This is a genomic window from Rubrivivax rivuli (assembly GCF_004016505.1).
GTDB lineage: Bacteria > Pseudomonadota > Gammaproteobacteria > Burkholderiales > Burkholderiaceae_C > Rubrivivax > Rubrivivax rivuli.
The window spans coordinates 451,286-471,555 of sequence record NZ_SACR01000004.1; the positions used below are offsets into that span (position 1 = coordinate 451,286).

General features: G+C 71.4%; 22 protein-coding genes and 1 tRNA gene. 14 read left to right on the forward strand and 9 right to left on the reverse strand.

The window, feature by feature from the left end:
- Nucleotides 1-95: 95 nt before the first annotated feature.
- The 3 genes from EOE66_RS14340 to EOE66_RS14350 are packed head-to-tail and all read left to right on the forward strand — an operon-like array spanning nucleotide 96 to nucleotide 2,321.
- The gene (locus tag EOE66_RS14340; RefSeq protein ID WP_128229408.1) at nucleotides 96-755 is read left to right on the forward strand and encodes a YceH family protein; all 660 of its coding nucleotides are present in this window, start codon (nucleotides 96-98) and stop codon (nucleotides 753-755) included.
- A gap of 5 nt (nucleotides 756-760) precedes the next feature.
- The gene (locus tag EOE66_RS14345; protein ID WP_128229409.1) at nucleotides 761-1,180 is read left to right on the forward strand and encodes an acyl-CoA thioesterase; all 420 of its coding nucleotides are present in this window, start codon (nucleotides 761-763) and stop codon (nucleotides 1,178-1,180) included.
- A gap of 16 nt (nucleotides 1,181-1,196) precedes the next feature.
- On the forward strand, nucleotides 1,197-2,321 hold the full coding sequence (locus EOE66_RS14350) for a PLP-dependent cysteine synthase family protein (RefSeq protein WP_128229410.1): 1,125 nt from the start codon (nucleotides 1,197-1,199) through the stop codon (nucleotides 2,319-2,321).
- Between the two features lie 15 nt (nucleotides 2,322-2,336).
- On the opposite strand, the gene EOE66_RS14355 is transcribed toward EOE66_RS14350, so the two are convergent.
- Genes EOE66_RS14355 through EOE66_RS14370 form a run of 4 tightly spaced genes read right to left on the reverse strand, consistent with a single transcriptional unit; the run spans nucleotide 2,337 to nucleotide 5,183 of the window.
- Nucleotides 2,337-3,011: a glutathione S-transferase gene (locus EOE66_RS14355; protein WP_128229411.1), complete on the reverse strand. Its 675-nt coding sequence runs from the start codon at nucleotides 3,009-3,011 to the stop codon at nucleotides 2,337-2,339.
- Nucleotides 3,008-4,141 (reverse strand): CsgG/HfaB family protein, encoded by a 1,134-nt coding sequence (locus tag EOE66_RS14360; protein ID WP_128229412.1) that lies wholly within the window; start codon nucleotides 4,139-4,141, stop codon nucleotides 3,008-3,010. Before EOE66_RS14360 ends, EOE66_RS14355 begins: the two co-directional genes overlap by 4 nt.
- An 8-nt stretch (nucleotides 4,142-4,149) precedes the next feature.
- A complete protein-coding gene (locus EOE66_RS14365; protein WP_245479045.1) occupies nucleotides 4,150-4,731 on the reverse strand; it encodes a PAS and helix-turn-helix domain-containing protein in 582 nt (193 codons plus the stop codon).
- 5 nt (nucleotides 4,732-4,736) lie between these two features.
- A complete protein-coding gene (locus EOE66_RS14370; protein WP_310733109.1) occupies nucleotides 4,737-5,183 on the reverse strand; it encodes a PaaI family thioesterase in 447 nt (148 codons plus the stop codon).
- Between the two features lie 143 nt (nucleotides 5,184-5,326).
- On the opposite strand from EOE66_RS14370, the gene EOE66_RS14375 reads away from it, so the two are divergent.
- The 3 genes from EOE66_RS14375 (at nucleotide 5,327) to EOE66_RS14385 (ending at nucleotide 8,555) form a co-directional block, all read left to right on the forward strand.
- Entirely contained in the window at nucleotides 5,327-6,034 is a 708-nt protein-coding gene (locus EOE66_RS14375) for a CoA transferase subunit A (protein WP_128229413.1), read from the forward strand.
- A 2-nt stretch (nucleotides 6,035-6,036) separates the two neighbouring features.
- Entirely contained in the window at nucleotides 6,037-6,678 is a 642-nt protein-coding gene (locus EOE66_RS14380; protein WP_128229414.1) for a CoA transferase subunit B, read from the forward strand.
- Nucleotides 6,679-6,791: 113 nt separating this feature from the next.
- Entirely contained in the window at nucleotides 6,792-8,555 is a 1,764-nt protein-coding gene (locus tag EOE66_RS14385) for a gamma-glutamyltransferase family protein (RefSeq protein WP_245479068.1), read from the forward strand.
- Between the two features lie 6 nt (nucleotides 8,556-8,561).
- On the opposite strand, the gene EOE66_RS14390 is transcribed toward EOE66_RS14385, so the two are convergent.
- On the reverse strand, nucleotides 8,562-9,602 hold the full coding sequence (locus EOE66_RS14390; RefSeq protein ID WP_128229416.1) for a quinone-dependent dihydroorotate dehydrogenase: 1,041 nt from the start codon (nucleotides 9,600-9,602) through the stop codon (nucleotides 8,562-8,564).
- Nucleotides 9,603-9,641: 39 nt separating this feature from the next.
- Here EOE66_RS14390 and rpiA point away from each other — a divergent pair, with 39 nt between their 5' ends.
- A complete protein-coding gene (rpiA, locus tag EOE66_RS14395; protein ID WP_128229417.1) occupies nucleotides 9,642-10,316 on the forward strand; it encodes a ribose-5-phosphate isomerase RpiA in 675 nt (224 codons plus the stop codon).
- A 35-nt stretch (nucleotides 10,317-10,351) separates the two neighbouring features.
- Nucleotides 10,352-10,540, forward strand: a complete 189-nt coding sequence (locus EOE66_RS14400) for a hypothetical protein (RefSeq protein WP_128229418.1) — start codon at nucleotides 10,352-10,354, stop codon at nucleotides 10,538-10,540.
- A 17-nt stretch (nucleotides 10,541-10,557) separates the two neighbouring features.
- Here the strand turns inward: EOE66_RS14400 and mnmC are convergent, their stop codons facing one another.
- From mnmC to earP, 4 genes are all read right to left on the reverse strand, one after another.
- Nucleotides 10,558-12,501 (reverse strand): bifunctional tRNA (5-methylaminomethyl-2-thiouridine)(34)-methyltransferase MnmC2/FAD-dependent 5-carboxymethylaminomethyl-2-thiouridine(34) oxidoreductase MnmC1, encoded by a 1,944-nt coding sequence (mnmC, locus tag EOE66_RS14405; protein WP_128229419.1) that lies wholly within the window; start codon nucleotides 12,499-12,501, stop codon nucleotides 10,558-10,560.
- Nucleotides 12,502-12,521: 20 nt separating this feature from the next.
- Nucleotides 12,522-13,514 (reverse strand): heme-dependent oxidative N-demethylase subunit alpha family protein, encoded by a 993-nt coding sequence (locus EOE66_RS14410; RefSeq protein ID WP_128229420.1) that lies wholly within the window; start codon nucleotides 13,512-13,514, stop codon nucleotides 12,522-12,524.
- A gap of 102 nt (nucleotides 13,515-13,616) precedes the next feature.
- On the reverse strand, nucleotides 13,617-14,171 hold the full coding sequence (gene efp / locus EOE66_RS14415) for an elongation factor P (protein ID WP_128229421.1): 555 nt from the start codon (nucleotides 14,169-14,171) through the stop codon (nucleotides 13,617-13,619).
- A 141-nt stretch (nucleotides 14,172-14,312) separates the two neighbouring features.
- The gene (earP, locus tag EOE66_RS14420) at nucleotides 14,313-15,374 is read right to left on the reverse strand and encodes an elongation factor P maturation arginine rhamnosyltransferase EarP (protein ID WP_128229422.1); all 1,062 of its coding nucleotides are present in this window, start codon (nucleotides 15,372-15,374) and stop codon (nucleotides 14,313-14,315) included.
- A 47-nt stretch (nucleotides 15,375-15,421) separates the two neighbouring features.
- On the opposite strand from earP, the gene uvrC reads away from it, so the two are divergent.
- From uvrC to EOE66_RS14450, 6 genes are all read left to right on the forward strand, one after another.
- Nucleotides 15,422-17,482 carry an excinuclease ABC subunit UvrC gene (uvrC, locus tag EOE66_RS14425; RefSeq protein WP_128229423.1) on the forward strand — a complete coding sequence of 687 codons (2,061 nt, stop codon included), beginning with the start codon at nucleotides 15,422-15,424 and terminating at the stop codon, nucleotides 17,480-17,482.
- Nucleotides 17,469-18,131, forward strand: coding sequence for an energy transducer TonB family protein (locus tag EOE66_RS14430; RefSeq protein ID WP_245479046.1), 663 nt, complete (start codon nucleotides 17,469-17,471; stop codon nucleotides 18,129-18,131). The genes uvrC and EOE66_RS14430 overlap by 14 nt, the downstream gene beginning before the upstream one ends.
- A 62-nt stretch (nucleotides 18,132-18,193) precedes the next feature.
- A complete protein-coding gene (pgsA, locus tag EOE66_RS14435; protein ID WP_128229424.1) occupies nucleotides 18,194-18,760 on the forward strand; it encodes a CDP-diacylglycerol--glycerol-3-phosphate 3-phosphatidyltransferase in 567 nt (188 codons plus the stop codon).
- A gap of 5 nt (nucleotides 18,761-18,765) precedes the next feature.
- Nucleotides 18,766-19,674, forward strand: coding sequence for a DMT family transporter (locus EOE66_RS14440; RefSeq protein ID WP_128229425.1), 909 nt, complete (start codon nucleotides 18,766-18,768; stop codon nucleotides 19,672-19,674).
- A 133-nt stretch (nucleotides 19,675-19,807) separates the two neighbouring features.
- A complete protein-coding gene (locus EOE66_RS14445) occupies nucleotides 19,808-20,089 on the forward strand; it encodes an HU family DNA-binding protein (protein ID WP_054138105.1) in 282 nt (93 codons plus the stop codon).
- A 12-nt stretch (nucleotides 20,090-20,101) separates the two neighbouring features.
- A tRNA-Val gene (locus tag EOE66_RS14450) sits at nucleotides 20,102-20,177 on the forward strand.
- The last annotated feature ends 93 nt before the right edge of the window (nucleotides 20,178-20,270 follow it).

Sequence of the window (20,270 nt, forward strand, 5' to 3'; positions counted from 1 at the left end):
CCCCCAAGCTCGCTGACGCTCGCTACCCCCCGAGGGGGCCGTCCGCCAGCGGCCCGGCCCAGCCGGTTCCGCGGCGGGAAACTTGATCAACAGCCATGAGAACCCTCTCACCCCTCGAAGCCCGCGTGCTGGGCGTGCTGGTGGAGAAGCAGGCCACCGTGCCTGACACCTACCCGCTCAGCCTGAATGCGCTGGTGGCCGGTTGCAACCAGAAGACCGCACGCAACCCGGTCATCGAGGCCACCGAGGCCGAGGTGCTGGTGGCCCTCGAAGGCCTGAAGAGCCTGAGCCTGGTCTTTGAAGGCAGCGGCAGCCGCGTCGTGAAGTTCGAGCACAACGCGGCGCGCGTGCTGCAGGTGCCCGGCGCGGCCGTGGCGCTGCTGGCCGTGCTGATGCTGCGCGGCCCGCAGACCGCGGCCGAGCTGCGTTTGAACACCGAGCGCTTGCACCGTTTTGCCGACATCTCGTCGGTGGAAGGTTTCCTCGAAGAGCTGGCGGCCAAGCCCGAGCCCATGGCGATCAAGCTGAACCGCGCGCCGGGCGAGCGCGAGGCGCGCTGGGCCCAGCTGCTGTGCGGCGAAGTGGCACAGCCCGCCGGCAGCGTGGCGCGCTCGGCGGCCGACGAGATGGCCAGCGCCGGCGTGGGCGCGGCGGAGTTCTCGGCGCTGCGTGCCGAGCAGACGCGCCTGGCCGCCGAGGTGGCCGAGCTCAAGGCCCTGGTGCAGCGCCTGGCGCGTGAGCTGGGCGTGGAGTGAGCCCCATGCGATTCGAACTGCCTGCCGAGAAGAAGCTCGTGCACGAGCTGGTGATGCCGCTGCGCTGGGGCGACATGGACGCCATGGGCCACATCAACAACACCTTGTACTTCCGGTACATGGAGGTCTGCCGGCTCGACTGGATCTTCGCCCAGGGCGGCAGCACCGACCTCAGCGGCCAGGGGCCGATCATCATCAACGCCTTCTGCAACTTCCTGCGCCAGCTCGCATTTCCGGGCGACATCCGCGTGACGATGTTCGTGGCGAACCCGGGCCGCAGCAGCTTCGAGACTTACCACACCATCGAGCGCACCGACGAGCCGGGCGTGGTCTACGCCGAGGGCGGCGCGCGCACCGTGTGGACCGATTACGCCGCCAAGAAGTCGGCGCCCATGCCCGACTGGTTCCGCGCCAAGCTCGCCTGACCGAACGCCCGCCGCCATGCCTTTGCCCGCCCGCCGTGCCTGGGTGCACGAGGCCATCCGCCGCATCGAGGCCGACTACCAGCGCTCGGCCGACACCCACCTCATCCCCGTGTCGCTGCCCGGCTTCGCCGGCATCACGCTGTACCTGAAGGACGAGAGCAGCCACCCCACGGGCAGCCTGAAGCACCGGCTGGCGCGCAGCCTCTTCCTCTTCGCGCTGTGCAACGGCTGGCTGCACGCGGGCAGCACCGTGGTGGAGGCCAGCAGCGGCAGCACCGCCGTGAGCGAGGCCTACTTCGCGCGGCTGCTGGGCCTGCCCTTCATCGCCGTGATGCCGCGGCACACCAGCCCGCAGAAGATCGCCGCCATCCAGTTCCACGGCGGCCAGTGCCACCTGGTGGACGACCCGCGTGCCATCTACAGCGAAAGCGCGCGCCTGGCGCAGGAGCGCGGCGGCCACTTCATGGACCAGTTCACCTACGCCGAACGGGCCACCGACTGGCGCGCCAACAACAACATCGCCGAGAGCATCTACACGCAGATGCGGCGCGAGCCGCACGCTTGCCCGGCCTGGATCGTGGCCAGCGCCGGCACCGGCGGCACGCTGGCCACCATCGGCCGCTACGTGCAGCACTGCAGGCACGCCACGCGCGTGTGCGGCGCCGATGCCGAGCGCAGCGTGTTCTTCGACCACTACCTCAGCGGCGACGCCACGCTCACGCGGGCCGAGGGTTCGCGCATCGAAGGCATCGGCCGCCCACGCGTGGAGGCGTCTTTCGTACCCGGCGTGCTGGATGCGATGGTGCAGGTGCCCGACCTCTGGAGCCTGGCCGCGATGCATGCGCTCAGCGTGCGCCTGGGCCGGCGCGTGGGCGGCAGCACGGGCACCAACCTCATTGCCGCGCTGGCCTGCGCTCAGGCCCTGCGGGCCGCGGGCGAGCAGGGCGCCATCGTCACGCTGCTGTGCGACCGAGGCGAGCTCTACGCCCACAGCTACCACGATCAAGCTTGGCTCGCCGCCAACGGCCTGGCTTGTGGTGACGAGGCGCGTGCCGTCGATGAACTCATCGAACACGGCCGCTGGCCGCAGGCGCTGCAGCACAGCTGGCGCCTGGCCGGCGAGCTCGCGCCGGCCGGCTGAACCCGCCGCTGTGCTTCAGCCCGGCACGGCGCTGTAGGGCCCGCCCTGCACCAGCGCGCGCTGGTAGGCCGGCCGCGCGTGGATGCGCTCCAGCCAGGCCGTGATGTGCGGGTGGCTGGCCCCCAGGCCCACGCGCTCGGCGGCGGCTTCCAGCGGGTAGCTCATCTGCACGTCGGCGGCGCTGAATTCAGCCCCTGCGAACCAGGGCTGCGCGGCGAGGGTGCTTTCGATGAAAGCCAGCTGCCCCGTGATGTTGGGCATGAGGAAACTCTGGCCCACCTGGTCGGCCACGCCCTTCATGATGGGCTTGATGAAAAAGGGCACCGGCGCGCTGCGCACCTTGTCGAAGACCAGCTTCATCAGCAGGAAGGGCATGGCGCTGCCTTCGGCGAAGTGCAGCCAGTAGGTGAACTGCCGGCGCTCGGCGGTGCCGGCGGCGGGGCGCAGGCGGCCGGCGCCGTGGGTGTCGAGCAGGTACTCGATGATGGCGCCCGATTCGGCCACCGTGATGTCGCCGTCGGTGATGACGGGGCTCTTGCCCAGCGGGTGCACCTGCTTCAGCTCGGGCGGTGCCAACAGCGTCTTGCGGTCGCGCGCGTAGCGTTTCACCGTGTAGGGCAGGCCCAGTTCTTCCAGCAGCCACAGCAGGCGCTGCGAGCGCGAGTTTTCGAGATGGTGGACGGTGATCATGGCCGTGATGATGCCTCGGTGGCCCGGGCCGCTTCGGCCTGGATGTCTTGCAGGGTGGCGGGCCGCTCGGGGGTGGCGAGGAAACGCTCTTCGGCGAGCGCGAAATCGGGGTCGAGTTTCAATGCGGCCAGGAAAGCCTCGCGCGCATCGGCGAAACGGTTCTCGGCCAGGGCCTGCAGCCCGCGCGCGAAGCGGGCGTAGGCCTCCCAGTTGCGCGTGTGCACGGTGTCCACCGCGGCGGGGCGGTCGCGGATGTCGAGCAGGTCGAGGATGCCGTGCACGATGCGCTTCTGCAGCACGAAGAACTCGGCCTGCAGGCCCTCGGCCTCGGTCTGGCCGATGAGGCGGCCCCGCGGCACGTCGGTGGTGGCACTGTTGATGCGGTAGCGGCCCGAGCCTGGACCGGCCGGGCCCGGCGCGTTGTAGACCGAGCCGGCCACCAGCGTGCCCGCGCCCAGCAGCCGGCCCGGGCGCGCGGCGGTGGCAGGGTTTACCAAATCGCTGGCCGACAGGCGCAGCTCTTGCGCCAGCAGTTCGATCTTCTCGCGCTCCAGCACCGTGAGGGCGGGCACGCGCGCCAGGTCGACGGCGATCATCGAGACCACGGCGCGGTTGAAGCTGGCGGCGGGTGCGGGCGCAGGCGCAGTGCCCGGCGCAGGCGCCGGGCCGCGGATGTCGAAGGGCAGCACGGCCACGTGCAGGCGGTCGGTGCGCAGGGCGCCCAGCTGGGCTTCTGACGCCGCAGCCCGCTGCACGAAGCGGCGTGCGGCCTCTCGGTCGAGCAGCGTCAGGTGGCCGCGCACCTGGCGCGCGCGCGGCAAGGTGCTGGGCGCCAGCGCGGCATAGCGCCGCCAGGCGGCGATGGCGCCTTCCACGTCGTTGGCCAGCAGCGCGCGTGCACCTTGCAGGTACTGCGCTTGCAAGGCCTGCGCTTGCGCCGGGCTCATGGGCGGGGCCGGCGCATCCATCAGGCCCAGGCGCTGCAGCAGCGGTGCCAGACCCAGTTGCGTGGCCACGCTGGCGCAGCCCAGCAGCCCGGTGCTGCCCGCGGCCAGCGCGGTGGTGGCCAGCAGCAGGCCGGTGCGGCGGCGGCCGGGGTCGAAGTCCTTGGCGGCGGTGTTGGTGTGCATGCGCGGTGTCAAGCCTGCCCCGAGAGCAGCCGGTGCACGAGGTCGGGCGTGCTGGCCGCGCCCGTCTTGCGCATCAGCCGCGCGCGGTACACGTCCACCGTGCGTGGGCTGATGGCCAGGCGCTTGCCGATGAGCTTGCTGGTCAGCCCGTCGATCAGCAGCGCGGCGATCTCGCGCTCGCGCGGCGTCAAGTCCAGCGTCAGCACGCGGCGGGCCGAGAGATCCTCGAAGGCCCAGATGCCGGCGGCGTGGGGGTCGCCGGGCTGCAGCGCACGGCCGCTGACGTGGCACCAGAACAGCTCGCCGCCGCCTTCGGCCGAGCCCAGGCGCTTCATCACGCGTTCGTCGGCGTAGCGGCCCTGGGCATCGAGCTGCGCGCTGATGCGCTGCCCGGTGCGGTGGAACTCGTCGGGCGTGGGGTAGAGGATCTCGAAGCTCTGGCCGATGAGCTGCTCGCGCGTGGCGCGGAACATCGCCAGCAGCTCGGCGTTGCAGTCGATCATCAGCCGCTGGCGCGACAGCACCAGGCCGATGGGCGCCAGCTCGAAGGCGGCGCGGTAGTCCAGCGCTGCAGGGGCGACGGCCGACACCGTGTTCAGAGCAGCGCGTAGGTGGTGGTGGCGTGCGCGGCCAACTCATCGGCGGCGCTGATGATCTGCATCTCGCCGAAGACCAGGCTGCGGCCCATGCGCAGCACCCGTGCCACCACGCGCACCGCGCCGCCGCCGCCCGAGACGGGGCGCAGGAAGCTCGTCTGCAGCTGCACCGTGGTCATGGGCTTGAAGCCGCCGAGCTTGGTCATCACGGCCAGCACCATGGCGGTGTCGCAGGCGGCCATCATGGTCTGGCCGCAGAGCACACCGCCTTCGTGCACGTGCTTGGGCGTCACGGGCAGGGCCAGCGTCACTTCGCCCGCGCGGGCTTCGATCACGCGCAGGTCGAGTTCACGCACCCAGGGCGCGAACACGTGGCCCAGTGCGCTGGTGAGCATTTCCACGTCGGCGAAGGACGCGTGCGGGTCGTGCGGGGCTGGGCTGGCCATGGTGTGAAGGACTCCGTGCAGACCGGGGCCCCACCCTGGTGGGAAGGCCTTAGGCGATTGTACGTAGCGGCCCTTGTCGCGCCCCCGGTGTACGCTCGGTGGCGGTGCCCCGTGAGGCCCCCTGCAACCAAGGAAACGAGCGCATGAACAAGATCTACCCCAGCGCCGCCGCGGCCCTGGACGGCATCGTGCACGACGGCATGCTGATCGCCGTGGGTGGCTTCGGCCTGTGCGGCATTCCCGAGACGCTGACCGACGCGCTGTGCGCCACGGGCGTCAAGGGCATCACCGCCATCAGCAACAACGCCGGCACCGACGGCCACGGCCTGGGCAAGCTGCTGCAGACGCGCCAGATCAAGAAGATGATCAGCAGCTACGTCGGCGAGAACAAGGAGTTCGAGCGCCAGTACCTGGCTGGCGAGCTGGAACTGGAGTTCACACCCCAGGGCACGCTGGCCGAGAAGCTGCGGGCCGGCGGCGCCGGCATCCCGGCCTTCTACACGCGCACCGGGGTCGGCACGCTGGTGGCCGAAGGCAAGGAGGCGCGCGAGTTCGACGGCCAGACCTACATCCTCGAGCGCTCGCTCGTGCCCGACGTGAGCTTCGTGCACGCCTGGAAGGCCGACCACGCCGGCAACCTCGTCTTCCGCCTGACCGCCCGCAACTTCAACCCCGCGGCGGCCATGGCCGGCAAGATCACCGTGGTGGAGGTGGAAGAGCTCGTGCCCACCGGCAGCCTGAAGCCCGACGAGATCCACCTGCCGGGCATCTACGTGCACCGCATCGTGCACGTGCCCGACGGCCCGAAGTACATCGAGAAGCGCACCATCACCGAGAAGAGCGGAGTCTGACCATGCCCTGGACCCACGACCAAATGGCCGCCCGCGCGGCCCATGAGCTGGAAGACGGCTTCTACGTCAACCTCGGCATCGGCCTGCCCACGCTGGTGGCCAACTTCGTGAACCCGGCCATCGAGGTGTGGCTGCAGAGCGAAAACGGCATGCTCGGCATCGGCCCCTTCCCGACCGAAGACGAGGTCGACCCCGACCTCATCAACGCCGGCAAGCAGACCGTCACCACCATCCCCGGCAGCAGCATCTTCGGCAGCCACGACAGCTTCGCGATGATCCGTGGCGGCAAGATCAACCTCAGCATCCTGGGCGCCATGCAGGTCAGCGAGCAGGGCGACCTGGCGAATTGGATGATCCCCGGCAAGATGGTCAAGGGCATGGGCGGCGCCATGGACCTGGTGGCCGGCGTGAAGCGCGTGATCGTGCTGATGGAGCACGTGGCGCGCAAGAAAGACGGCTCGGGCTTCGAGCTGAAGATCCTGCCGCAGTGCACGCTGCCGCTGACGGGCGTGGGCGTGGTCAACCGCATCATCACCGACCTGGCGGTGATGGACGTCACCCCGGCCGGCCTGAAGGTGGTGGAACTGGCCCCGGGCGTGACGCGCGAAGAGCTGCAGGCCAAGACCGGCGTGCCGCTGCAGTGAGGCAGCGCGCGGCGCGGGCCGCACTGGCGGCGCTGCTGCTGGCGCTGGCGGGCTGTGCGCAGCCGCCGGTCGCGCCTGTCGCGGCCGTCGCGCCTGTTGTTCACGCGCCTGCCATGGTGGCGGCCGCACCCGCCGCCGCCGCTTCGGAAGCCTTTCCCGCCGCCCAGCCCGAGCGCCCCTCGGGCTGGGTCGACAAACCCGGCTGGACCGCGCAGCGCCAGATGGTGGCCGCGGCCAACCCGCTGGCCACCGAAGCGGGCCACGAGATCCTGCGCGCCGGCGGTTCGGCGCTGGATGCCGCTGTGGCCGTGCAGATGGTGCTGACGCTGGTGGAGCCGCAGAGCAGCGGCATCGGCGGCGGCGCCTTGCTGATGCACTTCGACGGCCAGCGCACCGAAGCCTGGGACGGCCGCGAAACCGCGCCGGCCGGCGCCACCGAGCGGATGTTTGTCGGGCCCGACGGACAGCCCTTGCCCTATGCCAGCGCCGTGTTCGGCGGCCGCGCCGTGGCCGTGCCCGGCGTGGTGAAGATGCTGGAGGCCGCGCACCGCCAGCACGGCCGGCTGCCCTGGGCGCGGCTGATGGCGCCCGCCATCCGCCTGGCCGAAGGCGGCTTTGCCATCAGCCCGCGCCTGCACACGCTGCTGCAGGCCGACCGCCTGCTGCGGCGTGATCCCATCGCCCGCGCCCACTACTACGGCGCCGACGGCAACGCCTTGCCCATCGGCCATGTGCTGCGCAACCCGGCGCTGGGCCGCGTGCTGCGCGCCATCGCCGCGCAGGGCAGCGCCGGCCTGCACACGGGGCCGGTGGCGGCCGACGTGCTGGCGCGCGTCAACACCCACAGCGTGCCCGGCACGCTGAGCGCTGACGACCTGGCCGGCTACAAGCCGCTGCAGCGCGAGCCGCTGTGCACGCTGTGGCGCGAGGTCTACCGCGTCTGCGGCTTCCCGCCGCCCTCATCGGGCCACCTGGCCATGCTGCAGGTGCTGGGCATGATGGAAGCCGGCCCGCCCGCGCGTTTGCAGGGCCCGCCGGGCCAGGCCGTGCCTGACGTGGATTGGCTGCACCGCTACATCGAGGCCACGCGCCTGGCCTACGCCGACCGGGCGCTGTATGTCGCCGACCCGGCCTTTGCCACCGCACCCGGCGGCGACTGGGCCACGCTGCTGAGCCCGGCCTACCTCGCGCAGCGCGCGGCGCTCATCGGCCCCCAGCGCGCGCCGCAGGTGGAGGCCGGCCGCCCCGCCGGCGTGGCGCCGCTGGCGCTGGGGCCGATGGCCGATCAACCTTCGCACGGCACCAGCCACGTCAGTGTGGTGGACGCACAGGGCCGCGCGGTGGCGCTGACCGGCAGCGTCGAATCGGCCTTCGGCGCGCGGGTGATGAGCGACGGCGGCACCGGCCTTGCCGGCGGTTTCCTGCTGAACAACCACATGACCGATTTCGCGCTGGCCCCCACCGACGCCCAGGGCCGCCCGGTGGCCAACCGCATCCAGCCCGGCAAGCGCCCGCGCTCCAGCATGAGCCCGACGCTGGTCTTCGATGCCAAGACCGGTCAACTGTTGATGACTGTCGGCTCGCCCGGCGGCAGCTTCATCATCCACTTCACCGGCCGCACGCTGCTGGGCACGCTGGCCTGGGGCCTGGACGCGCAACGCGCCATCGACCTGCCGCACTTCGGCAGCACCGGCGGGCCGGTGTGGCTGGAGAAGGGGCGTTTCCCGGCCGCCACGGTGCAGGCGCTGCGCGAGCGTGGCCACAACGTGCAGGAGACCGAACTCACCAGCGGCCTGCAGGCCGTGCAGCGCCGCCCAGGTGGCGGCTGGTTCGGCGCCGCGGATCCGCGGCGCGAGGGCATCGTGCTGGGGGATTGAGCGCGCTCAGCGCTGCTTCAGTGCCAGCGCGGCCTCACGCACGAGTTCCGGCCCGCGGTAGATCAGCCCGGTGTAGATCTGCACAAGGTCGGCCCCCGCCTGCAGCTTGCTGCGCGCATCGGCCCCGCTCATCACACCGCCCACGCCGATGATGGGGTAGCCCGCGCCCAGCGCTGCGCGCAACTGCGCGATGACGCGGTTGCTCGCGGCCAGCACCGGCGCGCCGCTCAGGCCGCCAGTTTCCTCGGCGTGCTGCAGGCCCTGCACGGCCTCGCGCGAGAGCGTGGTGTTGGTGGCGATCACGCCGTCGATGCCGTTCTTCTGCAGCGTGGCGGCGATCACGCCGACCTGCGCTTCATCGAGATCGGGCGCGATCTTCACGAACATCGGCACCCGGCGCCCGTGCTGCTGCGAGAGCTGCTCGCGCCGCGCCTGCAGCGCCGAAAGCAGCGCGTCCAGCGCCTCGTCGCTTTGCAATGCGCGCAGGTTCTTGGTGTTGGGGCTGCTGATGTTCACCGTCACGTAGTCGGCGTGGGCATAGACGCCGTCCAGGCCGAGCAGGTAGTCGTCCACCGCACGCTCGATGGGCGTGGCCGCGTTCTTGCCGATGTTCAGGCCCAGCAAACCACCGGCATCGCGGAAGCTGCGCGCGCGCTGCACGTTGGCGATGAAGCTCTGCAGGCCTTCGTTGTTGAAGCCCAGGCGGTTGATCAGCGCGTCGCGCGCCGGCAAGCGGAACATGCGCGGCTTGGGGTTGCCCGGCTGGCCCAGCGGCGTGACCGTGCCCACCTCGATGAAGCCGAAGCCCATCGCGCCCAGGCCGTCGATGCAGCGGCCGTTCTTGTCCAGCCCGGCGGCCAGGCCCACGCGGTTGGGGAAGCGCAGGCCCGCCACGGTGACGGGGTCGTCCACGCGCTGCTGTTGCCACAGGCACATCGCCGGTGTGTTCTGCAGCTTGGCGATGCTGCCCAGGGTGAGATCGTGGGCGGCTTCCGGGTCCAGGCCGAAAAGGAAGGGGCGGGTGAGGGCGTAGGGCAGCAGCGACATGGGGCGGGATTCTCTCAGCCGTCGCGATAATCCGCCGCCATGACACAAGACGAACTCAAGGCCCTGGTCGGGCAGGCGGCGCTGGCGCACGTGGTGCCCGGCGAACTGGTGGGCGTGGGCACGGGCAGCACCGTCAACCACTTCATCGACGCTCTGGCCGGCATGAAAGACCGCATCGCCGGCGCCGTGAGCAGCAGCGATGCCAGCACCGCGCGCCTGCTGGCCCACGGCATCCGCGTGCTCGACGCGGCCGAGGTGACGCAACTGCCCGTGTACATCGACGGCGCCGACGAGATCGACGGTCGCGGCCACATGGTCAAGGGCGGCGGCGCGGCGCTCACGCGCGAGAAGATCGTGGCCGACCTGGCGGAGCGTTTCGTGTGCATCGCCGACGCCAGCAAGCAGGTGGCGGTGCTGGGCGGCTTCCCCTTGCCGGTGGAGGTGATCGCGATGGCCGCGCCGCGGCTGGTGCGGCGTTTCGCGGCGCTGGGTGGCAGCGCCACGCTGCGCCTGAAGGCCGACGGCCAGCCGCTGCTCACCGACAACGGCCACCCGCTGCTCGACGTGCGCGGCCTGCAGATCACCGACCCGCTGGCGATGGAGGCCGAGATCAGCCAGTGGCCCGGTGTCGTGACTTGCGGCATCTTCGCGCGCCACCGCGCCAGCCTGTGCCTGCTGGGCACCCCCGCCGGCGTGCAGACGCTGGTGTTCTAATCGGGGCACTTTTCGCCCCCATCCAAGGACCCGCTTTGGCCAAACCCAACTATTCCTTCGAGAAGCGCCAGCGCGAGCTGGCCAAGAAGAAAAAGAAAGAAGAGAAGGAGAAGGAAAAGGCCGCCCGCAAGGCTGCGGGCCTGCCGCCGATGGCCGACGAGCCCGAGGCGGACGACGAAGGCGGTGAAGGCAACGAGGCTGCCGGCCCGGCCAACCCGGCCTGACGGCCCCCCGGCCGGGCTCAGCCGGCGTCGGCCGGCAGGCCCGTGGCCTGCCGTGCCGCGCGCACGCGCCAACGGCCCGGGTCGATGGCATCCACCAAGTCTTGTTCCAGCGGCCACGGCGCGCCACTGGCTTGTGCGGCGACCAACTGCGCCAGCAGCGGCGCCAGCGTGAGCCCGCGTGCGCCCAGGGCCGTGAGCACGAAGAGCCCGGGCTCGCGCGGCAGCAGCCGGGCTTGATCGAGGCGCTGGCCGGCCGGCATCTGCAGGGCGGGCAGCGCGCCGCAGATCGGCAGGCGGTCGTCGGTGTGCAGGCGCCAGCCGGTGCGGCCTGACAGCGGCGCGCCGGGCGCGGGCTGCAGGCCGGTCAGGCGCTGCAGGCGTTCCAGGTTGTGGTGGTGGTCTTCGTCACGCAGTGTGGGCGCACCGGGCTCGCCGGCTTCGCGCGTGGCGCCGCACAGCACCGCACCGGGCAGGGGGATGGCGTAACCGTCACCGGCCACCGGCAGCCGCAGCGTGTGCGCCGCAGCGAACTGCGTGACCTGCCCGCGGGTGTGCCGCAGCGGCCAGGGGGGGTGGCCCAGCGGGGCCAGCAGGCCCTGGGCCTGCGCGGCGTTGCACAGCACCACGGCATCGGCCTCGGCCAGCAACTGGCCTTGGTCATCCAGCAACTGCCACGCGGCCGGTGATGCTGGCGCACGTCGCAGGGCGTGCACTGGCACGCCCGTGCGCAGCGTGATGCGCGGACTGGCCAGCGCCCACTGCACCCAGGCCGCGGGCGCCACCCAGCCGCCCGCCGGGTAGTGCCAGGCCGGGGCCGGCAGGGGCAAGCCGGCCATTGCGCTGGCAGCATCGGCCGACAGCACGTCCACGTAGCCGGGGGGCAGACCGGTGCGCTGCAGCATCGCCTGCAGCGCGGGCAGGCCGCCCGCGCGCGCGTCCAGCCGCAGCAGGCCCTGGGCCGCGCCGGGCACGCCTTGCGCCACGGCCTCCGCGTGCGTGGCGTGGGCCTGCAGCGCGGCGGCGCGGAACAGGCGCGCGTACGGCCCGTCGTCGGCGTTGACGGTGCCGTGGAAGAGGCCACCCGGGTTGCCCGAGGCCTCTTGCGCCGGGGCGGCGTGGCGCTCCAGCACCGTCACCTGCCAGCCGGCCTGGGCCAGCGCCTGCGCCGTGGCCGCGCCGGCCAGGCCCGCACCCACCACCACCGCGCGGCGGCCGGCCACCGCGCAGGCCGGCGGGCGGTGGAGCGTGTGGCGGGGCGCGTAGTCGGCCAGCGTGATGTCGCGCTTGCCGCCGGTGCCCGCGGCCAGGCGGGGCACGAAGCCGGCGCTGGCCAGGTGTTCCCGCAGGGCGCTGGCGGCGCTCCAGGTGGCGGCGGTGGCCCCGGGCGCGGCGTGGGCGGCCAGCGCCTTCATCACCCTGGGCTCCCACATCGCGGGGTTGCGCGCCGGGGCGAAGCCGTCGAGGTAGAGGGCGTCGGCCTGCAGCCGCAGCGCCGGCAGCACCTGGCCGATGTCGCCGAAGGCCAGCAGCAGCTGCACACGCCCGCCCTCGAAGGCCCGGCGGTGCAGGTTGGGCACCAGCGGCGGCCAGGCGGCCAGCAGCTGCGCGGCCAGCTCGGGCAGGTCGCTGTGCGCGTGCACGCGCGCCAGGTCGGCGGCGCTGAGCGGGTGCTTTTCGATGGACACGAAGAACAGCCGCTCGCAGCGCTGCGGGTCTTCGCGCCAGGCCTGCCAGGTGGCCAGGAAGTTGTGCCCCAGGCCGAAGCCGCTTTCCAGCACCACGAACTGCGCGCGCCCGGCCCAGCGGCCGGGCAGGCCGTTGCCCTGCTGGAAGACGTGGCGCGCCTGCTGCAGCGCACCGGCCTGGGGGTGGTAGATGTCGTCGTACAGCGGCGAGCGCGGCACGGCGGCGGCGTGGCTGCCGAAGTCGACCTCGGCGGCCTCGATCGGGGCGGTCTTCACGCGCGCAGGCCGGGCCTGGCTCAGGCCGCCGCCGTAGGGCTGGCCGCCGCGCGCTCGGCCAGCCAGGCCAGCAGCGGTTCGCGCACACCGGCCAGGCTGCGGTAGGCCAGCACCGGCGCGCTCATGCTCTGCACGGCGGCATGCAGGGCCTGCGCCTCGACCGGCGCGTGCAAGGCCTGCGCCAAGGGTCGCACCTCCACGTGGATGGTGAAGACGGCCTGCCGCTGCGCCGGCAGCGGGATGAAGGTCTGGCGCTCGCTGCGGAACCAGGCCTGCGCCACCGCCGTGTGCTGCCAGCGCTGCGGGTCCACGCGCGCCGGGTGGGCGTGCAGGCGCGGGTGGTCGCTGACGTTCCAGACGAAGCGCTCGTAACGATCCGGGCCCGTGATGATCTTCAGCAGGCCTTCGGTGGCCTTCAGCAGCACCGCGTTGTCGGCCACCGGCGCGTGCACCTCGCTGAAGTGTCGGCCGAGCTTGTCTTCCGGCGCCCAGTGGCTGGGCAGGGCCACGGCCAGCCAGGGGATGGTGCCGGTGGCGCCGTCGACGATGGCGAAATCCTCTGCAAAGGCCAGGCAGGCCAGTCCGGCCTGGCGCCAGGCTGGCGGCAGGCCTTGCAGGCAGCGCGCGACCTCGTCGCCCAGGCCGAAACGGCCCTGCTGGCGTTGCAGCACCTCGCCCTGCGGGCCCACGGCGGTGGCCAGCCACAGCGCGTCGGCGGTGGCGCCGTCCCAGGCCCAGGCGCCGGGATGTTCGGCCGCGGCGTGGGCGTAGAGCACATGCAGCGCCGGTGCAGGGTCGAAACCTTCCACCTGGCCCAGTGCCTGCGCCCAGAAGGCCGTCAGCACGGCCAGCTTCTCGCGCTGGTGGCGCGAGCCCGGCTGCAGCGGGGTCAGCTGCGCCGCGCCAGACTGCAGCTTGCGCAGGCCGGGCTGCATGCGGAAGGGCGCGGTGACGCCGGCCTCGAAATCGAAACCGGTGGCCGGGCGCGGCGGGACGGGCGTTCGATCGCTCATGGGTGCGGATGATGGCGCAATGAAAAAGGCACCCCGCAGGGTGCCCGGTGTCGCCGCAGCGCCTTCAGGCCAAGCCTGGAGGCACTGGGGCAGTGGCGTGCTTCAGACGCGCTTCTTGTACTCGTGCGTGCGGGTGTCGATTTCGATCTTGTCGCCGTTTTCGACGAACAGCGGCACGCTGATCTCGAAGCCGGTGCCCACCAGGCGGCCGGGCTTCATCACCTTGCCCGAGGTGTCGCCCTTGACGGCCGGCTCGGTCTCGATCACGCGCACCACGGTGGTGGGCAGTTCGACGCTGATGGCCTTGCCGTCGTAGAACACCACTTCCACCGACATGTTGTCCTCGAGGTAGCTGATGGCGTCGCCCATGTTCTCGGCTTCCACCTCGAACTGATTGTACTCGGCGTCCATGAAGACGTACATCGGATCGGCGAAGTAGGTGTAGGTGCACTCCTTCTTGTCCAGCACGATCTGGTCCATCTTGTCGTCGGCCTTGAAGACGACTTCGGCGCCCGAACCGTTGAGCAGGTTCTTCATCTTCATGCGCACGGTGGCGGCGTTGCGGCCACCGCGGCTGTATTCGGTCTTGAGCACGACCATGGGGTCCTTGCCCTGCATGATGACGTTGCCGGCCCGGATTTCTTGAGCGATTTTCATAGCGGTTTCCGTGAGTTGTGGGCCGCTGCATCCTGGCGGGGCTGAGGGGCTCTCAGTGCCTGGGAGTGGGCCTGCTTGCGTTGCGCAAAGCCCCTAATTCTAGCAGGCGGCGGGCGGGCTTGTCGGTGCCTGGCAGCGCGTTCAGCGGCTGCCGGGGCGCTGCATCTGCACGAAAGCGAGCAGTTGCGTGGCGAGATCGGGCTGCGCCGCCTGCGCTGCCGAGGCCGCCTGCGCCGCGGCGGCCCAGGCGCCCGCCCTTGGCGGCAGGCCGGGCCAGGGCGCCTGCAGGCCGTTCCAGGCGCGCCATAGCGCGGCCACGTCGGCCGGGAGCTGCAGGCGCTGGGCCAGGGCCTGCAGCTTGGCGGCATGGGCGCCGTCGTCCTGCGGGTAGACCTGCCAGACGAAGGGGGCGCCCGCCCAGAGCGCACGCACCAGCGAATCTTCACCGCGCACGAAGTTCAGGTCGGCGGCCCAGAGCAGTTGGTCGAAGCCGGCCTGCGTGAGCCAGGGCAGGGCGTGCACCTGCACCGCGGCCGGGGGCTGCGGCCACAGCGCCGCCACCTGCCGTTGTGCCGGCCCGGGTGTCAGCAGCAGCCGGGTGGGCGGGGTGTCGGTGCGCGCCAGTTCGGCCAGCAGCGCGGGCAGCGCGGGGTTGTCGTAGCAGAAGAGCGCCATCACCTGCTCGCCCGGGCGCAGCGGCGGCTGGCCCTGGGCCTGCAGCCAGGCGTGGCGGTCGAAGGCTGCGTGCGCGGCGGCCAGGCCGGGCTCGCGCAGCAGGCCGCCGGTGGCGGGCGTGAAGCCGGGGTAGAAGAACCACTTGGTCAGGCCCGCGCCAGGCCCGCCGAACTGCGGCGAGGGCAGGCGGTGCGAGCGTTCGACGTAGGCCTCGGCGCTGAGGTACTCGAGGTTCAGCCACAGCGGCGGCGGCGTGCGCCGCGCCATCGCCGCCACGGTTTTCGCAGGCGGATCGCAGCCGAAGGCTTCCACCACCACGTCACCCGGGGTGGCCGGCCCCGGCCAGGGCAGCACCTCGACCCCAGGCGCACCGTTCGGTGCCATGAAGGCCAAGGGCGCGGCATCGTCGATGACCACGCGCACGTGCTGCCCGCGCTGCGCCAGGTTCACCGCCAGGCGCCAGCAGACGCCCGCGTCGCCGAGGTTGTCGATGACGCGGCAGTACACATCCCACAACAAGGCCGGCATCGGGGCATTATCGAAGGGCGGGATCGGAGACGACACAATCGCGGCCGATGAGTGAGAGCGCAGAGACCCCGGCCCCGCCGCCGCCTTCGAACCGTGAACGCCTGCTGGCCGAAGTGGCCGCACTGCCCGGCCTGCCGGGCGTCTACCGCTGGTTCGATGCGGCCGATGGCCTGCTCTACGTGGGCAAGGCGCGCAACCTCAAGAAGCGCGTCAGCAGCTACCTGCACAAGGACCACGACGGCACGCGCATCGGCCACATGGTCAGCCGCATCGCCCGGCTGGAAACCACCGTGGTGCGCAGCGAGGCCGAGGCCTTGCTGCTCGAAAACAACCTCATCAAGACGCTCGACCCGAAGTTCAACATCCTCTTCCGGGACGACAAGAGCTACCCCTACCTGAAGCTGGTCTCGCATGCGTTTCCGCGCATGGCCTACTTCCGCGGCGCGGTGGACAAAAAGCACCGCTACTTCGGCCCCTACCCCAACGCCTGGGCCGTGAAGCAGACCATCCAGCTGATGCAGAAGGTCTTCCGCCTGCGCACCTGCGAGGACACGGTCTACAACCACCGCAGCCGGCCCTGCCTGCTGTACCAGATCCAGCGCTGCACTGCGCCTTGCGTCGGCTTCATCACGCCCGAGGACTACGCGCGCGACGTGCGCGATGCCGAGCGCTTCCTGCTGGGTGACACGCAAGAGGTCATCGACGACCTGCAGTCGAAGATGATGGCCCACGCCGAAGGGCTGGAGTTCGAGAAGGCCGCCGCGCTGCGCGACCGCATCGGCTCGCTCTCGAAGGTGCTGCACCAGCAGAGCATGGACGCCAGCAGTCTCTCGGCCTCGGACAAGGATGTCGACATCCTCGCCGTGAAGGTGGCCGGCGGCCGCGCCTGCGTGAACCTGGCGATGGTGCGCGGCAGCCGTCACCTGGGCGACCGCGCCTACTTCCCGCAGCACGTGGACGACGGCGCCGCGCTCAGTGCCGACGAAGCCGAGGCCCGCTTCGAAGACGATCTGGCCGGCCCCGAGAACGCCCGCGCCATGCTGGCCGCGCCCGAGTGCGCGGTGCTGGAGGCCTTCATCGCCCAGCACTACATCGGCCAGCCGGTGCCGCCGGTGCTGGTCACCAGCCACCCGGTGGACCCGGCGCTGATCGAGGCGCTGGCCGAGACCACGGGCATCAAGCTGCGCTGCACGCACCAGCCGCGCGAGCAGCGCCGCATCTGGCTGGAGATGGCGGCCAAGGGCGCCGAGCTGTCGCTGGCGCGGCTGCTGGCCGAAGAGGGTTCGGCGCAGCAGCGCACGCGGGCGCTCATCGAGGCGCTGGACCTCGACATCGAAGACCCGGCCGCCTTGCGCGTGGAGTGTTTCGACATCAGCCACACCGCGGGCGAAGCCACGCAGGCGAGTTGCGTGGTCTACGAAGGCCACGCGATGCAGAGCGCGCAGTACCGCCGCTTCAACATCGAAGGCGTGACCGGCGGTGACGACTACGCCGCCATGCGCCAGGTGCTGACGCGCCGCTACGCGCGTCTGGCCGAAGCCGTGGCTGCGGGCAAGGCCGAGGCAGCGCCGGCCGAGGGCGAGGCCGAGCCGGCGGCGGAAGAGCCGCCCGCCGCTGCGCCCAAGGCCAAGCCCGCGCGCGCCGCGCGCGGCGCCGCCCGCCTGCCCGACCTGGTGCTGGTGGACGGCGGCCGCGGCCAGGTGAGCATGGCGCGCGAGGTCTTCCAGGAACTGGGGCTGGACCTGGGCCTGATCGTTGGCGTGGAGAAAGGCGAGGGCCGCAAGGTCGGCCTGGAGGAACTGGTGTTCGCCGACGGCCGCGAGAAGGTCTACCTGGGCCACGATTCGGCGGCACTGATGCTGGTGGCGCAGATCCGCGACGAGGCCCACCGCTTCGCCATCACCGGCATGCGCGCCAAGCGCGCCAGCGTGCGCACGGGCGGCAGCAAACTCGAAGACATTGCCGGCGTGGGCCCGCGCAAACGAGCGCGGCTGCTGCAGCGCTTCGGCGGGCTGCGCGGCGTGGCGGCGGCCGGTGTGGAAGACCTGGCCAGCGTGGAAGGCATTTCTCGGGAACTGGCGGAGGAGATTTACCGTGCATTGCATTGACGAGACCCTGAACAACCCGGCCGTTCCTGGCCGCACATCGCGGCATGCCTGGCTGGCCTTCTGGTGTGCCGTGGCGCTGGCCGGGTGTGCACAAGCGCCCAAGCCGGCCCCGACGCCGCCCGCGCCAGCCGCTGCCCCGCAGCCGGCTCCGGCGCCCGCCCCGGCGGCCGCGCCACCGACCGCCGGCGCCATCGCCAGCCCCACCCGCCCGGGTGCGCAAGGCGTGCCGGGCCTCACGCCGCCCAGGCCTGCGGGCACTGCGGCGCGCGGCCCCATCCCGCGCAACCCGCGCTACGTCACACTGTCCGCACCGGCCACGCCGCGTTCGCAGGCGGCGTTGCAGGCGCAGTTTGCGGCGCGCTTGATGCAGGCTCACCCCGACAGCACCTACACCGGCCGCCCGCCCGAACGCCTGTACGCCATCCCGGTGCTGGAAGTCGACCTCAACGCCGACGGCACCGTGCGGGGCATCAAGGTGCTGCGCCGTCCCAGCACGGGCGATGAAGCCACGCGCCTGGCCATGGACGCTGTGCGCCGTGCGGCGCCCTACGGCGACGTCTCGCGCCTGCCCAAACCCTGGCGCGTGGTGGAGACCTTCCTCTTCGACGACGACCTGCGTTTCAAGCCGCGCACGCTCGACGTCGACTGAGCCCTGCGCAGCACTTGCGCGTCCTCATCCCGGTACCTCGGCGCCTTGGGCACAATCGCCCGATGTTCTTCACCATCCCCACGCTGCTCACCTGGGCCCGCATCGCGGCCATACCGCTCATCATCGGCGTGTACTACCTGGGTTGGGACGTGAAGACGCAGAACCTCGTGGCCACCACGATGTTCGTCGTGTTCGCGCTGACCGACTGGCTCGACGGCTACCTGGCGCGCAAGCTCAACCAGACCTCGGCCTTTGGCGCCTTCCTCGACCCGGTGGCCGACAAGTTCCTGGTCTGCGCCTGCCTGCTGGTGCTGCTGGAGCACGACCGCGTCGACTCCATCGTGGCGCTGGTCATCATCGGCCGCGAGATCGCCATCTCGGCGCTGCGCGAGTGGATGGCGCAGATCGGCGCCTCGCGCAGCGTGGCGGTGCACATGCTGGGCAAGCTCAAGACCACCTCGCAGATGGTGGCCATTCCCTTCCTGCTCTACGACGCCACCGTGTTCGGCGTGATCGACACACGCCTGTGGGGCACGGTGCTGGTGTGGGTGTCGGCGGTGCTCACCATCTGGTCGATGGCCTACTACCTGCAAAAGGCCCTGCCCGAGATCCGCGCCAAGGCGCCTTGAGCGGCATGGCCGCGCTTTCGCCTGCCGCGCTGCAGCGCGCGGTGCCCTTGGTCTTCGTGCTGATCTGGAGCACCGGCTTCGTGGTGGCGCGCTACGGCATGCCGCATGCCGGGCCGATGGACTTCCTGGCGCTGCGCTTCCTGTTTTCGGCCTTGCTCTTTCTCGCCTGGGTGCGGCTGTCGGGTGCGGCCTGGCCGCAGGGCGGTGCGCAGTGGGGTCACCTCGCGGTCACGGGCGTGCTCATGCACGCGGGCTACCTGGGCGGCGTGTGGGCGGCGGTGAAACTGGGCCTGGGCGCGGGGCTGGTGTCGCTGATCGTCGGGCTGCAACCGGTGCTCACGGCACTGTGGCTGAGCGCCATGGCAGGCCATGGCGCAGGCAGTGCGGCGCGGGTGCGGCCGGTGCAATGGCTGGGCCTGGCGCTGGGTCTGGCGGGTCTGCTGCTGGTGGTGTGGCACAAGTTGCACCTGGGGCAGGCGCGGCCCGAAAACCTGGCCCTGGCGGTGCTGGCGCTCGGTGCCATCACGGCCGGCACGCTGTACCAGAAGCGCTGGGTGGCCCCATGTGATGTGCGCAGCGCCAGCGCGGTGCAGTTGCTGGCGGCGCTGGCGGTGACGGCACCGCTGGCCTGGATCGAAAGCTACGCCTTCGACTGGCATCCCCAACTCATCGGTGCGCTGGCCTGGTCGGTGCTCGTGCTCACGCTGGGCGGCAGTTCGCTGCTGTACCTGTTGATCCAGCGCGGCGCGGCCACGGCCGTCACCAGTTTGATGTATCTCGTGCCGCCTTGCACCGCCGTGCTCGCCTGGTGCTTGTTCGATGAATTGCTCACACCCTTGAGCCTGGCAGGCCTGGCGTGCACGGCCGTGGGCGTGGCGCTCGTCGTGCGCGACCCCGCGCCTGCGCGGGCCTAGAATCCGCGGCCTCGCTTGACACCTCGGAATCGGGCGGGATGTAATGATTTGACCGCCTAGGCGCGGCGTGCGCCGGGTCTGCCGCCAGCGTAGCCACCGAATTCCGAAGACACCTGATGAGGGGAACCGCGACGTGAACAAGAGTGAACTGATCGAGCACATCGCCAAGCAGGCCGACATCTCCAAGGCCGCGGCGGGCCGCTCGCTCGAGGCCTTGATCGGCGCGGTGAAGACCACGCTCAAGAAGGGCGGCAGCGTCACCATCACCGGCTTCGGCACCTTCACTGCGCCCAAGCGCGCTGCCCGCACGGGCCGCAACCCGCGCACCGGCGACGCCATCAAAATCAAGTCCGCCAAGGTGCCGAAGTTCCGCCCTGGCAAGGCCCTGAAAGACGGGCTCAACGGCGGCAAGTAAGCACCGCATGCCGGGTGCTTAGCTCAGCCGGTAGAGCGGCGCCCTTACAAGGCGTAGGTCGGCGGTTCGAACCCGTCAGCACCCACCACCCCCTCCGCTAGAATTCGCCGCCCCGCGCGCTGCGCGGCGGCGTTTTGTCATGGGCAGCGCCCTCGCCGCCCACACTGCCCGGCACGTCACC

Bases quoted from the DNA above. Each gene is read 5' to 3' on its own strand.
- EOE66_RS14340 (WP_128229408.1), top strand. From the start codon at position 96: ATGAGAACCCTCTCACCCCTCGAAGCCCGCGTGCTGGGCGTGCTGGTG.
- EOE66_RS14345 (WP_128229409.1), top strand. From the start codon at position 761: ATGCGATTCGAACTGCCTGCCGAGAAGAAGCTCGTGCACGAGCTGGTG.
- EOE66_RS14350 (WP_128229410.1), top strand. From the start codon at position 1,197: ATGCCTTTGCCCGCCCGCCGTGCCTGGGTGCACGAGGCCATCCGCCGC.
- EOE66_RS14355 (WP_128229411.1), bottom strand. From the start codon at position 3,011: ATGATCACCGTCCACCATCTCGAAAACTCGCGCTCGCAGCGCCTGCTG.
- EOE66_RS14360 (WP_128229412.1), bottom strand. From the start codon at position 4,141: ATGCACACCAACACCGCCGCCAAGGACTTCGACCCCGGCCGCCGCCGC.
- EOE66_RS14370 (WP_310733109.1), bottom strand. From the start codon at position 5,183: ATGGCCAGCCCAGCCCCGCACGACCCGCACGCGTCCTTCGCCGACGTG.
- EOE66_RS14375 (WP_128229413.1), top strand. From the start codon at position 5,327: ATGAACAAGATCTACCCCAGCGCCGCCGCGGCCCTGGACGGCATCGTG.
- EOE66_RS14380 (WP_128229414.1), top strand. From the start codon at position 6,037: ATGCCCTGGACCCACGACCAAATGGCCGCCCGCGCGGCCCATGAGCTG.
- EOE66_RS14385 (WP_245479068.1), top strand. From the start codon at position 6,792: ATGGTGGCGGCCGCACCCGCCGCCGCCGCTTCGGAAGCCTTTCCCGCC.
- EOE66_RS14390 (WP_128229416.1), bottom strand. From the start codon at position 9,602: ATGTCGCTGCTGCCCTACGCCCTCACCCGCCCCTTCCTTTTCGGCCTG.
- rpiA (WP_128229417.1), top strand. From the start codon at position 9,642: ATGACACAAGACGAACTCAAGGCCCTGGTCGGGCAGGCGGCGCTGGCG.
- EOE66_RS14410 (WP_128229420.1), bottom strand. From the start codon at position 13,514: ATGAGCGATCGAACGCCCGTCCCGCCGCGCCCGGCCACCGGTTTCGAT.
- efp (WP_128229421.1), bottom strand. From the start codon at position 14,171: ATGAAAATCGCTCAAGAAATCCGGGCCGGCAACGTCATCATGCAGGGC.
- earP (WP_128229422.1), bottom strand. From the start codon at position 15,374: ATGCCGGCCTTGTTGTGGGATGTGTACTGCCGCGTCATCGACAACCTC.
- uvrC (WP_128229423.1), top strand. From the start codon at position 15,422: ATGAGTGAGAGCGCAGAGACCCCGGCCCCGCCGCCGCCTTCGAACCGT.
- pgsA (WP_128229424.1), top strand. From the start codon at position 18,194: ATGTTCTTCACCATCCCCACGCTGCTCACCTGGGCCCGCATCGCGGCC.
- EOE66_RS14440 (WP_128229425.1), top strand. From the start codon at position 18,766: ATGGCCGCGCTTTCGCCTGCCGCGCTGCAGCGCGCGGTGCCCTTGGTC.